Consider the following 12,410-nt stretch of genomic DNA (forward strand, 5'->3'; position numbering starts at 1 on the left):
GGTGAAAGCCCGCCTCAGGCGCTATCGCGCATCACCACTTCGAAACCCACATCGATACAACGCTCGGCAGGCTGCTGACCTCGCATCAGGCTCAGCAGCATCTGCGCCGCCAGCTCGCCGATCTCGCCGCGGCGGGTGCGCACGGTGCTCAGCGCCGGATGCATCCATGCCGCCGCCGGCAGGTCGTTGAAACCGGCAATCGCCAGCCGCCCCGGCACGTCGAGCCCCAGCTGATGGGCGCGAAACAGCGCCCCGAGGGCCAGGTCGTCGTTGTTGAAGAACACTGCGTCGATCTGCGGATGCTGCGCCAGCAGCCGATCCAGCAACTCGGCACCAAGGCCGATGGACGACAGCTGCGGCGTCAGCAGTTCCAGGGTCGGCTCATGGCGCCCGGCCTCGCGCATCGCCTGGCGATAGCCTTCGGCCCGCTGCAGGGTCCGCGGGTCCAGCTGCGCCGCGGCGAAGGCGACGTGACGGTAGCCGCGCTCGAGCAGAGTACGGGTCATGGCCACGCCGGCTTCCAGCTGCGAGAAGCCTACGCAGTAGTCGTCCGGCCGCTCGCTCAGCTCCATCAGGGTGACCATCGGAGCCGTGTAGTTGGCCAGCACCGCACGGGCAGCTTCGCTGCGCTCGAACCCGGTGATCAGCAACCCGGCCGGTTGGTGCGCCAGATAGGCGCGTAGCAAACGCTCGTCCTCTTCGGGCCGATAGTGGCTGACGCCGATCATCATTTCGTAGCCCGCGGGCATCAGCACGCGCTGGATGGCCTCGACGGTGTCGACGAACACCGCGTTGGACAACGAAGGAATGATCACCGCCACGAGATTGGAACGCGAACTGGCCAGACTGCGCGCCGCCGGGTGCGGCACGTAGCCAAGCGCCTTGACCGCCTGCTCGACACGCTCGCGCAGAGCGTCGGATACCAGCTCCGGTTGCGACAGCGCGCGGGACGCCGACATCAGCGAGCAGCCAGCGCTGCGTGCGACATCGGACAGGGTGACCCGCTCGGCGGAGCGGCGACGGCGTGTGGTCATGCGTGATCCATTGGTTGAATGCGGCGAATTCTAGCAGCGGGCAGGCGCAGGTCACGCCCTAATGCGCAGCCTTCTCCACCTCGGCCTGCACCTGGTCGAACAGCTCCTGGCCGACCGCGTCGATCACCGTCTGGATCGCCGGTTGCGCCTGCTCGCGCATGCGCTGGATCTGTTCCGGGCTGACCTCGTTGATCTGCATGCCCCGCTCCTTCAGCGCCGCCAGGGCCTGGCTGGCCTCGTGCCGAGTATCCTCGCGTTCGGCATCACGGGCCTTTTCCGCGGCGTTCATGAGGATGCCCTGCTCGGTCGCCGATAGCCCGTCCCACCAGCGCTTGGAAACCGTGACGATCCACGGGCTGTAGACGTGATTGGTCACGCTCAGGTACTTCTGCACCTCATAGAACTTGGAGGACAGGATGGTGTTGTAGGGGTTCTCCTGGCCGTCGACCGCCTTGGTTTCCAGCGCGGTGAACAGCTCGGAGAACGGCAGCGGCACCGCGTTGGCGCCCATGCGCTTGAAGGTGTCGATGAACACCGGATTGGGCATCACGCGCAGCTTGATGCCATCGAAGTCCTCGAGCTTCTCGATCGGTCGCGCACTGTTGGTCACGTTACGAAAACCGTTCTCCCAGTACACCAGCCCGACCAGGCCCTTATCTTCGAGCTTGTCCATCACCTGCCGGCCTACCGGGCCGTCCAGTACCTGATCGGCCTGGCGCGGATCGGTGAACAGGAACGGCGTATCCCACACCGCCATTTCCTTGCTGATGCCGACCAGCGTCGCGGTCGAGCCGACCATCATCTCCTGCGCGCCGCCGATCAGTGCGTTCTGCATCTGGTCGTCGGAACCGAGGCTGGCGGAGGCGAAGGTGCGCACCTTCAGCTTGCCGCCCGAGGCCTTGGCCACTTCATCGGCCAGCAGCTTGGCCGCCCTGCCCTGATTGCTGTCTTCGTTGAGCCCGTAGCCGAAGCGGATCATGCGTGGGCGGATGTCGTCCGCGGCCTGCGCGTAACCGAGGCTGAGCGTGCTGCCGAGCAAGGCGGCAGCCAGGGTGCTGATGAGGAGTCGTTTCATGTCGGGATACCTTCTTGTTGTTGGATGTTGGGTTGTTGAACGCTGGGATTGCACGACCGGCGTTACCGCAGCCAGGCCAGCGGTACGGTGATGATCGAGGGCACGGCGATGAGCAGCCCGACGATGACCAGATAGATAAGGAAGAACGGCATCACGCCACGCACCAGGGTCTCCATGCGCAGCCGGCCGATGCCGCCGACCACATTGAGCACGGTGCCCACCGGCGGCGTGATCAGCCCGATGGAGCCGATCAGCACGAACATCACGCCGAAATACACCGGATCGATGCCGGCCTTGATCGCGATCGGCGCCAGCACCGGACCGAGGATCAGGATGGTCGGGGTCAGGTCCAGCACCATGCCGACGGCGATCATCAGCAGCATGATGGCGATCATCAGCAGTTTCGGGTCCTGCGCCAGCGGGCCGAGCATTGCAGCGATCTCGTCGGGCAGCTGCGCCAGGGTGATCATGTACGCCGACACCGTCGCGGCGGCGCAGAGGAACATCACCGAGGCGGTGGTGCGACTGGCACGGGTCAGTACCTCGACCAACCCGGCCCAGTTCAGCTCGCGGTAGAGCAACATCGAAACGGCCAGGGCATAGACCGCGGCGACCACCGCCGCTTCGGTCGGGGTGAACAGGCCGCCACGCAGCCCGCCGACTATGATCACCGGCAGCATCAGCGCGGCGGCGCCATCGACCAACACACGACGGCGCTCTGCAGCGCTGGCCTTTTCCTGCTTCGGTTCGTCGATCCGCCGGGCGATCAGCGTCCAGGCAACGATCAGGCCCATGCCCATGATCAGCCCCGGCACCATGCCGGCGAGAAACAGCTGGCTGATCGAAGTACCGGTGACCACGCCGTAGATCACGAACGGCATGGAGGGCGGGATGATCGGCGCGATGATCCCGCCCGCCGCCACCAGACCCGATGACGAACTCAACGGGTAGCCGCGCTCGCGCATCATCGGCAGCAGCAGCGTCGCCAGCGCGGCGGTATCGGCCAACGCCGAGCCGGACATGCTGGCCAGCAGCACCGAAGCGGCAATAGCCACGTAACCCAGGCCGCCACGCTTGTGACCGAAATAGGCCTGCGCCATGGCGATGATGCGCCGCGAGATGCCGCCGGCATTCATCAGTTCGCCAGCAAGGATGAAGAACGGCACCGCCAGCAGCGGGAAGCTGTCAGCACCGGCCTGAAGATTCTGCGCCAGCAGCTGCACGTCCCAGAAATCCAGATACCACATCAGCACCGAGCCAGTGAGCAGCAGAGCGAAGGCGATGGGCATGCCAAGCGTCATGAAACCCAGCAGCGATGAAAGGAAGACGACGACGGTCATGAAAGGTCCTCGGTTGGGCAGTGCCCGTATTGTTCTGAATGCGGCATCGCTTCAGTCCGCGGTGACATTCGCAGCGGCGGTGGCCGATGGCTGATCGCGCCGCCAGACATTGACCAGCTGCACCAGCGCCAATACCGCCAGCGCGACCATGCTGGCAGCCACGGGCAACATCGCCAGGCCCAGCGGGTAGCCGACTACCGGGCTGTTGATGGTCCAGCCGAACTGCATCTGATTCCAACCGCCCCAGGCCGCCAGGCAGCTCGCAGCTGCCACCAGCAGCCAGCTGAGAGAGTCGACGACGCGGCGGAACAGCCGCGGGAAGCGGTCGCGCAGCATGGAAAAGCTCATCAGCTCGCCGCGGCGCATGCTCGAAGCGACACCGACGAACACCAGCCAGACGAACGCCAGCCGCGACAGCTCCTCAGCGCCGGTCCAGCCAGTGCCGAAGGCATAGCGCAGCACCACGCTGGAAAACACCACGATGACCATGAACGCCATCAACGCGGCCATCAGCCAGTCGGTCAGGCGGTCGAAGTGCTGGGCGACCGTGCCGCTGTAGATCGGCTCGTTGGTCAAAGGTGGCGCCGTGGTAGCGCTATCAAACGGACGCGAGGAAAGATCGGCCCGGGTTTCAATAAGCTCATCCAGACCGGCGCCCTGCATCCAATCGACGATGTGGCGCAGAACGTCTTCGCGGGGCTGGCTGGCATCCACGGTCAATACGCCGGGTTCGCCCTCGGGTGATTCGAGGGTGGCGAACTGGCTGTCGACCAGGGAAATAGGCATGAAATGTCCCGGCCTGCCGCCGACGCGCTGCACGGCGGTTTCGTAATCGATGGCCAGATGGGCGAAACGCAGCTCCGGAACCGCACTGCGCAGCAACTCCCGGTAGCTGCGCTTGAGCGCCGAGCAAGCCAGCACGAAGCCGCTGCCTGCCGCTAAAGTGCGCTGCATTTCAGCGATCAGCGCGTGCAGCCACTCCACGCGGTCGGCATCGGACAGCGGCGTGCCGGCACGCATGCGCGCCACGTTCTCTGCCGGGTGAAAGTTGTCCGCTTCGATGTGCGGCAGACCGAGCGCATTGGCTACGGCGTGGCTGGTGTCCGTCTTGCCGGAACCGCTGACGCCCATGACGACCAGCACCGGAAGCGCGGAAGCCTTTGAGGTATGCACTGAAGGCATGCGAGAAATCCATTGTTTTGCTTGTTTGGCCGAATGTTAGCGCTATCACGCGGAGCGATAAAACTACCACTCGTCGACCGATCAGTCACAAATCGGCTGCATCGAAGCGGTATCCGGGTCGACATTCGCGGCGGCACGACTACAATCGCGCCCCTGTGCAATCGAGGACACCGAGCATGCCCAAAGCCATGTGCCGCCACATTCTGGTCAAGACTGAGGCCGAAGCCGCGCAGCTGAAAAAGCGCATCGCAAATGGCGAGGCATTCGACGTGCTGGCGCGCAAATACTCGACCTGCCCGTCCGGCAAGAAAGGTGGCGACCTCGGCGAAGTGCGCCCGGGGCAGATGGTGCGCAGCATTGATCAGGTGATTTTCAAGAAGCCGCTGCGCGAAGTGCACGGCCCGGTAAAGAGCCAGTTCGGCTACCACCTGGTGCAGGTGTTCTACCGCGACTGAGCCAGCGCTCAGCCAAAGCGCTGCAGCTGCATCTCCCGCAGACGGCTGAGCGTGCGGCGGAACGGGAATGCCAGATAGCCCTCGGTATACAGCTCGTCCAGTGCCACCTCGGCTTCGATATAGAGAGGAATCCGCCGGTCGTAGCACTCGTCCACCAGCGCGATGAAGCGGCGCACGGCATCATCCCGCGCGGCGAGCCTGGGCAACTGGCGATCACCCGCCGCCACCCGCGCGGCTCCATCCTCGGTGCCGCGGGCAATGCGCCCATCGCGCTGCGTGCCGCCGAGCCTAGGCACCTCACCAATCAGGATCGCTGCGAAGCGGTCGCACAGTTCAATGAAATCCAGAGCCGAGAACGGCTGCTCGCAGAGATCGGCGAAGCGGCACCAGAGCACCGATTCGCTGCGCCGCACGACGTCGAGCTGGCGACGGCTGAGGACCAGTGGCTCGATGCTGAACGCTCCATCGATCAGCGCCTCGAACGTCGCGACCAGTGCGCTGCCACTGTCGGACGGGGCGATCCAGTAGCGCTGCAGCGCAGCGCCAGGACGCAGGCGGTGATCGGCGCCACCATCCACATTCAGCACATGCATGTGCTCCACGATGGCATCGATGGCCGGCAGAAAACGCTCGCGATTGAAGCCGTCTGCGTACAGCTGCTCCGGCGGCTGGTTGGAGGTAGCAACGATCACCACGCCGTGCTCGAAGAGCACCTGGAACAGGCGTCCCAGAATGATCGCGTCGCCGATGTCACCGACGAACAGCTCGTCGAAGCAAAGCACGCGAATTTCTTCCGAAAGCTCTTTGGCCAGGGCCTTTAACGGATCAGCCGTGCCGTTGAGCTGGAACAGCCGGATATGCACCCAGCGCATGAAGTGATGGAAATGCTGCCGCCGCGACGGAACCGTCAGGCTTGCGTGAAACAGGTCCATCAGCCAGGTCTTGCCACGCCCGACCGGCCCCCATAGGTAGACGCCAAGCGGCAGATCCGCACCTGAAATCAGCGCCTCATGACAGGCCTGAAGTCCTGCAACGGCGCGCTGCTGAGCCGCGTCGGGCAAGAAACCGTCTTGCACGATGGCCTGCTGATAACGTTCAAGGGGCGAGTCGGCGTGCATGATCGTCCGGCGCAAAAGCCGCCATGGTAGCGCGCGACTGCTCAGTTGTGCCTATCCTGCAGCAGTCGCTCAACCTGGGCGCCGAGCTGCTCGAGCAGCATCGCCTGCGCCGGCAGCAGCTGCTCGTGAACACGGGTCAACGCATAGACCGGCACGCTGATGGCCGGCTCGAGCAGACGGGCCTGCACCTCGCCGCCAGTGGCGGCCAGCGCGGTGAACGGATCGACCAGCGCCACGCCCTGCCCCGCGGACACCAGCTGTCGCGCCAGCTGATAGGTCTGCACCCAGGTAACGACGCGCGGCGGCGGATCCAGCTCCTCGATGTGGCCGCGCAACAGGCTGCCCAGCGCATCGCGGGCGTCGATGCCGATCAGCGCTTTACCCGCCAAGGCCTGCAGCCGCAGCGGGCTGTGCAGTTCATCCAGCGGCCACCAGCCAGGCGGCGCGATCACGCGCATGCGTCCCTCGGCCAATAACTGACTGCTCAGTCCCGGATGCTCCACCGCCTGTGACGTCAGCCCGAGATCGGCTTCACGCAGCAACAGGGCTTCGACGATTTCCGCCGTGTGCTGCGTGGCGAGCTGACAGACCGTCCGTGGAAATCGCTCGCGCCAGGCGCGCAACGCCTGTGGCAGCAGCGCCTGAGCCAGCGCCGGCGTGCAGATCAGGCGCAGTGCGCACTCCTCGCCCCGGCCGAGGCTGTCTGCAAGCCGCCGCAGATTCTGCAGGTCGATGGCCAGGCGTTCGGTCTGCTGCTGCAACACCCGCGCCTCGGCGGTGGGCTGCAGCTTGCCGCGCACCCGGTCGAACAGCGCAAAGCCAAGTTGCTGCTCGGCATGCTTGAGAATCTTGCTCGCCGCCGGCTGGGAGATATGCAGCAGCTCGGCCGCGGCCGTCAGGCTGCCGGTTTGCAGGATCGCCTGGAACAGTTCGATATGACGCAGCCGCATGCATGTCCCCTCTTCAGTCGACCGAGCATAACCGCAGGTTATGGGCACGCTCCATCCTTTCATTGGCCGCCTCGCGGGCCCGCGGCCTAGGCTGCGCTGATCGACTCGGAGGAGCAGTTGCATGCGGGTAGCAGTCATCGGCGCAGGCGTCATCGGGCTTGCCACCGCCTATTCACTGGTGCGCCAGGGGCACAGCGTGGTGCTGATCGAACGGCGCGACGATGTCGCCCTGGAAACCAGCTTCGCCAATGGCGGGCAGCTCAGCTATCGCTACGTTTCGCCCCTGGCCGATGCCGGCGTGCCGCTGCAGGCGATTGGCTGGATGCTGCGCGGAGCCGATGCCCCGCTGCGCTTCCGGCCGCAGGCGAGCCTGCATCAGTGGCGCTGGTGTCTGCAGTTCCTGCTGGCGTGCCGGCGTTCGGTCAACCGGCGCAACGCGGCTCACTTGCTGCGGCTCGCCCTGCACAGCCAGCAGATCCTGCGCAGCTGGCGCGAGCAGGACCAGCTGGACGGCTTCGCCTGGCGCGCCAACGGCAAACTGGTGATCTATCGCGATCAACACAGCCTGCACAAGGGCGCAGCGGCCATCGACGACGAATCAGGGCAGCGGCTGCTGGACGCCGCGCAATGCGTCGACGTCGAGCCGGCGCTGACGCCGTTGGCGGCATCGCTGCACGGCGGCATCTATTCGCCCGGCGACGAGGTTGCCGATTGCCATCTGTTCTGCACCGAGCTGCTGCAGCGACTACGCGCATCACCTCGGTTTCGTCTGCATACCGGGCAATCGGTAAGCGCATTGCGCACCGAAGGCAAGCGCGTCCGCGCGGTCGTGCTCGGACACGATGAAGTCGCCGTCGACCATCTGGTAGTCGCGGCCGGCACCGGCAGCGTCGGGCTGCTTAGGCCACTGGGTATCGACCTGCCGATTTACCCGCTCAAGGGCTACAGCCTGACCGTTGGGCTGGCCGACCAGGACCGCGTGCCGCAAACCAACGTCACCGACTACGACAACAAGGTCGTCTACGCCCGCCTCGATGACCAGCTGCGCGTCGCGGCGATGGTGGATATCGCCGGCTGGGATGCCGGGCTCGACCAGCAGCGCATCGCCACCCTGCAACGTCTGGCCGGTGCGGCCTTCCCCGGCGCCGGCGACTACCAACGCGCGCGGCAATGGGCAGGCCTGCGCCCGGCGACGCCCCAAGGTACGCCGCTGATCGGCCGCAGCGGATTCGACAATCTCTGGCTCAACGTCGGCCACGGCAGCCTCGGCTTCACCCTGGCCTGTGGCAGCGCCGACCTGCTCGCCAGCGTAATCGGCGGATCACCACCCGCTGTCTCCCTGGACGGCTTGAGCCTGCCCGCCTGACCACTCAAAGAGGAAACCGATATGCCCGTTCAACGCATCGAGAGCAATCCGCGAATGTCCGCCGCAGTCGTTCATGCAGACCTTGTGTTCCTCGCCGGCCAGGTGCCGGACGACCGCAGCCTGGATGCCGCAGGACAGAGCCGCGAGGTGCTGGCGAAGATCGACCGGCTGCTGGCCGCCGCCGGCTCCAGTCGCGAAAACCTGCTCAGCGCGCAGATCTGGCTGAAGGACATCGACGCCGACTTCGCCGCCATGAACGAGGTCTGGAGCGACTGGCTGCCAGCAGGCTGCGCACCGGCACGGGCGACGGTACAGGCGCGCCTGGCCTCCCCCGAGGTGCTGGTCGAGATCATGGTGATCGCTGCGCGCGCCTGACCACAGCGGTCTATCGTTCCTGCGCCGGCCAACCACAGTTGCAACCACCCACAATACAAACAAGAGGGAACCGCAATGAACCACCAGATCCGTAACGGCCTGTTCGGCATCACCCTGGCCGGCGTGCTCGCCAGCGCCTTGGCCAGCACCAGCGTGCTGGCGCAGGAGCGCTTCGTCACCATCGGCACCGGAGGGCAGACCGGCGTGTATTACACCGCCGGCCAGTCGGTGTGCCGCTTCCTCAATCGTGCCGAGGTGAAGCCCGCCATCAAATGCAACGCACCCTCGACCGCGGGCAGCGTGACCAACATCGTGTCGTTGCACAAAGGCGAGTACGACTTCGGCTTCATCCAGTCCGACCATCAGCACAAGGCGCTGCAGGGCCTGGCGCCCTTCGACAAGGAGGGCGCCGTCGAACTGCGCGCGGTGTTCTCACTTCAGTCGGAGATTCTCACCGTGGTCGTTCGCAACGACAGCGGCATCACCGACCTGGCCGGACTCGAAGGCAAGCGGGTAAACATCGGCGTGCCCGGCTCGGGCAGTCGCGACACTTTCGAGGAGGTCATGCAGGCCAAGGGTTGGACGAACGCGAGCTTCTCCCTGGCCGCGGAACTCAAACCGGCGGAAATGGCCTCGGCGCTGGGGGACAACAACCTGGACGCCATCACCTATGTGGTCGGCCATCCAAGCGGTGCGATCCAGGAAGCCTTGACCAATGTAAAGGCCAGGATCATTCCGGTGCAGGGCGCCGAGATCGACAACCTGCTGGCCAAGGCCGATTACTACAGCGCCGTGGAAATCCCCGCCGGGCTCTACCCGGGCGTGGACGGCGCCATTCCGTCGATTGGCGGCAAGGCCGTGCTGGCGACCACCAGCAGGACCGATCCGGAGGTCGTCTATCAGCTGGTCAAGTCGGTGTTCGACAACCTCGACAGGTTCAAGCGCCTGCATCCGGCATTTGCCGATCTAAAGGCCGAAGACATGATTCGCGTCGGACTGACTGCGCCACTGCACGAGGGCGCCGAGCGTTATTACAAGGAGAAAGGTTGGCTGTAGGACGCCCACATCAGCGGGCGACAGCGCCCGCTGATGCACAGACTCAGAGCTCCACGGAGAGGCTAACGCTCAGGTTGCGCGGCTCACCCGGCATGACCCAGACATTGCTGTAGGAGCGCTCGTAGTAGGTCCGGTCGAAGGCGTTGTTCAGGTTCACGCCGAGGGTCAGCTTTTGCGTCGCCTTGTAGCGCGCCAGCAGGTCCACGGTCGTGTACGACGGCAACTCGAAGTCGCTATCGGCCTGCCCTGCCCGATCACCCACGTAGTTCACCGCGCCGCCAAGGGAGAGCCCGCTGAGATCGCCATCGAGGAATTCGTAGGTAGTCAGCAGGCTGCCGCTGTGGCGTGGCACGTTGAGCAGCCGGCTGCCACTGGCCAGGGTGTTATCGCGAGTCACCTCGGCATCCACGTAGGCATAGCCACCGATCACGCGAATCGCGTCGGTCAGCTGCCCGGCCAGCTGCAGGTCAATCCCGCGGCTGCGCACCTCGCCGGCGGCAATCTGAAAACCGTCGTTCGCCGGATCGCTGGTCAGGACGTTTTCCTTGGTTAGATGGAACGCTGCGGCGGTGAGCCCCAAACGGCCGTCGAACAGGTCGAGTTTGACCCCTGCCTCATAACCCACGCCTTCTTCCGGATCGAAAGTGGCGCCGCTGACGTCCGCACCGTTGTTCGGTTTGAATGACTGCGAGGCGTTGGCGAACAGCCCGACCTCCGGCATCAGCTGATAGAGCGCACCAACACGCGGCGTGACCTTTTCGTGGGTCTGCTCGGTGCGCCGGCCAGCAACCTCATTGTCCAGGCCTTGTTCGTAATGATCATAGCGGGCGCCGATGACGCCAAAGAGCTTGTCGGTAAAGCGAATCTGGTCCTGCAGATTCAGTGCGCGGCTATGCACCAGCTCATTGCGGTTAACCGTACGCGCGGGATTGAACGCCGGACGCGACGCACCGTAGACCGGGTTGTAGAGATCGATGTTGCGCAGATTGTTGGAGCGCAGCATGAATTCGCTCAAGGCGTAACGCTCGTACTCGGTGCCGATCAACAGCTGATGCTCGATCGAGCCGGTATCGAAACGCCCGCGCAGCTCCAGCTGGGTGATCGCGTCCTGCCAGTCGTAGTCGCGATAGCGCAGGTTGCGGGTCAGCGTGCGGCCGTCTGCTGCGACCTCTGCCGCTTCGGTGGCGTAGCCATCCATCCGGCCCTGCTTGTAGTGGCTGGCCAGGCGCAGCGTCCAGACTTCGTTGAGGTCGTGTTCGAGTTCGGCCTGCAGCGTTTCGTTGTCGTTGCTGATCGGCCCATCCGAGGGTTCGCCATAGAACGCTGAGCGGGACACCTTGCCCAGGTCGCCGCCGGGTGCAACCACGCCGCGATCGAAGATCTGGCGGTTGCGCACCACTTCTGCCTGCACCAGCAGCCGCGTATCAGGGCTCAGCTCCCAGCTGAAGGACGGCGCGACGAACTGGCGCTCAGCCTCGCGGTGGTCGCGAAAACTGTTGTTGTCTTCGATGGCGATGTTCATGCGATAGAGCATGTTGCCGTCTTCATCGAGCGGCGTGTTCACGTCCAGCGCAGTGCGATAACGGTCCCAGCGACCGGCGCTAAGATCGAGACGGGCAAAGCTGTCCAGCTGCGGGCGCTTGCTGACGATATTGATCGTGCCGCCCGGATCACCGCGTCCGTAAAGGCTGGCCGAAGGCCCCTTGAGCACTTCGACCCGCTCGATGTTGGAGGCGTCGGGCGGGTTCATGAAGCCGCGGTTGACGCTGAAACCGTCCTTGTAGAATTCTCCGGTGGTCAGCCCGCGCACGCTGTATTCGTACATGGTCAGGCCGCCGAAATCGTTCTGCCTGGCGACGCCGCCGGCGAAGTCCAGCGCCTTCTCGACGCGCGGGCTGTCCAGATCCTGCAGCACGGATGCTGGAACGACGCTGATCGACTGGGGTATTTCCTCGATGGATGTGTCGGTTTTCGTCGCGCTGCGCGAGCGTTTGGCTCGATAGCCCTGAACCGGTCCATCGGCGCGCTCCTGGTCAGCCGTGATCACGACCGAATCCAGTACCGCCGCGTCCTCTGCCACAGCCAGCGGCGCACCAGCCAGGATCAACGCCGCTCCGCAACCCGCCCATTTCACTACCGCACTTGCGTTATTCATGCTTTAACTCAGATACCTATGTTATATCGTAACAATGCTCTCTATTTGGCATCCGGGTGTCAATGAAACGATTCGCATCCGCTCAAGCTCGACGACCGCTACCGCGCGATTCCTGTTTGCCTTGTTAGCCCGTCCTTACGTCGGCGAGTGCAGCTATGCGACAATGCGCGGCTGAAGTTCGGTAGCCACCCCGCATTCATCCGGCAGCAGGCGCAAACGCCCACCGTTGTCATTCACCTCAAGAATCGCTGGATCGACCAGCTCCCTTTCGGAGCGAGCTGGACCGCTGAGTATTGGTATCGGA

General features: G+C 64.6%; 11 protein-coding genes. 4 read left to right on the forward strand and 7 right to left on the reverse strand.

Going from position 1 to position 12,410, the window contains the following annotated elements; translation table 11 throughout:
- Positions 1 to 14: 14 nt before the first annotated feature.
- From RT582_RS08715 to RT582_RS08730, 4 genes are all read right to left on the reverse strand, one after another.
- Positions 15 to 1,034: a LacI family DNA-binding transcriptional regulator gene (locus tag RT582_RS08715; protein ID WP_313477165.1), complete on the reverse strand. Its 1,020-nt coding sequence runs from the start codon at positions 1,032 to 1,034 to the stop codon at positions 15 to 17.
- Positions 1,035 to 1,092: 58 nt separating this feature from the next.
- A complete protein-coding gene (locus RT582_RS08720) occupies positions 1,093 to 2,109 on the reverse strand; it encodes a TRAP transporter substrate-binding protein (RefSeq protein WP_313477166.1) in 1,017 nt (338 codons plus the stop codon).
- Between the two features lie 62 nt (positions 2,110 to 2,171).
- On the reverse strand, positions 2,172 to 3,449 hold the full coding sequence (locus RT582_RS08725) for a TRAP transporter large permease (RefSeq protein WP_313477167.1): 1,278 nt from the start codon (positions 3,447 to 3,449) through the stop codon (positions 2,172 to 2,174).
- Between the two features lie 51 nt (positions 3,450 to 3,500).
- Positions 3,501 to 4,631, reverse strand: a complete 1,131-nt coding sequence (locus RT582_RS08730; RefSeq protein ID WP_313477168.1) for a gluconokinase, GntK/IdnK-type — start codon at positions 4,629 to 4,631, stop codon at positions 3,501 to 3,503.
- Between the two features lie 176 nt (positions 4,632 to 4,807).
- Here RT582_RS08730 and RT582_RS08735 point away from each other — a divergent pair, with 176 nt between their 5' ends.
- Positions 4,808 to 5,086 carry a peptidylprolyl isomerase gene (locus RT582_RS08735; RefSeq protein ID WP_003285081.1) on the forward strand — a complete coding sequence of 93 codons (279 nt, stop codon included), beginning with the start codon at positions 4,808 to 4,810 and terminating at the stop codon, positions 5,084 to 5,086.
- An 8-nt stretch (positions 5,087 to 5,094) separates the two neighbouring features.
- Here RT582_RS08735 and zapE read toward each other — a convergent pair whose 3' ends face one another.
- Together zapE and RT582_RS08745 are read right to left on the reverse strand one after the other, a co-directional pair.
- The gene (zapE, locus tag RT582_RS08740) at positions 5,095 to 6,204 is read right to left on the reverse strand and encodes a cell division protein ZapE (protein ID WP_313477169.1); all 1,110 of its coding nucleotides are present in this window, start codon (positions 6,202 to 6,204) and stop codon (positions 5,095 to 5,097) included.
- 41 nt (positions 6,205 to 6,245) lie between these two features.
- Entirely contained in the window at positions 6,246 to 7,154 is a 909-nt protein-coding gene (locus tag RT582_RS08745; protein WP_313477170.1) for a LysR family transcriptional regulator, read from the reverse strand.
- Between the two features lie 121 nt (positions 7,155 to 7,275).
- On the opposite strand from RT582_RS08745, the gene RT582_RS08750 reads away from it, so the two are divergent.
- The 3 genes from RT582_RS08750 (at position 7,276) to RT582_RS08760 (ending at position 9,951) form a co-directional block, all read left to right on the forward strand.
- Positions 7,276 to 8,520 (forward strand): D-amino acid dehydrogenase, encoded by a 1,245-nt coding sequence (locus RT582_RS08750; RefSeq protein WP_313477171.1) that lies wholly within the window; start codon positions 7,276 to 7,278, stop codon positions 8,518 to 8,520.
- 21 nt (positions 8,521 to 8,541) lie between these two features.
- The gene (locus RT582_RS08755; RefSeq protein WP_014820160.1) at positions 8,542 to 8,895 is read left to right on the forward strand and encodes a RidA family protein; all 354 of its coding nucleotides are present in this window, start codon (positions 8,542 to 8,544) and stop codon (positions 8,893 to 8,895) included.
- 75 nt (positions 8,896 to 8,970) lie between these two features.
- Complete coding sequence (locus tag RT582_RS08760) at positions 8,971 to 9,951, forward strand: TAXI family TRAP transporter solute-binding subunit (protein ID WP_313477172.1); 981 nt, start codon at positions 8,971 to 8,973, stop codon at positions 9,949 to 9,951.
- Between the two features lie 43 nt (positions 9,952 to 9,994).
- Here the strand turns inward: RT582_RS08760 and RT582_RS08765 are convergent, their stop codons facing one another.
- The gene (locus tag RT582_RS08765) at positions 9,995 to 12,106 is read right to left on the reverse strand and encodes a TonB-dependent siderophore receptor (RefSeq protein ID WP_313477173.1); all 2,112 of its coding nucleotides are present in this window, start codon (positions 12,104 to 12,106) and stop codon (positions 9,995 to 9,997) included.
- Positions 12,107 to 12,410: the final 304 nt, after the last annotated feature.

Source organism: Stutzerimonas kunmingensis (assembly GCF_032106285.1).
Taxonomy (GTDB): Bacteria; Pseudomonadota; Gammaproteobacteria; order Pseudomonadales; family Pseudomonadaceae; genus Stutzerimonas; species Stutzerimonas kunmingensis_B.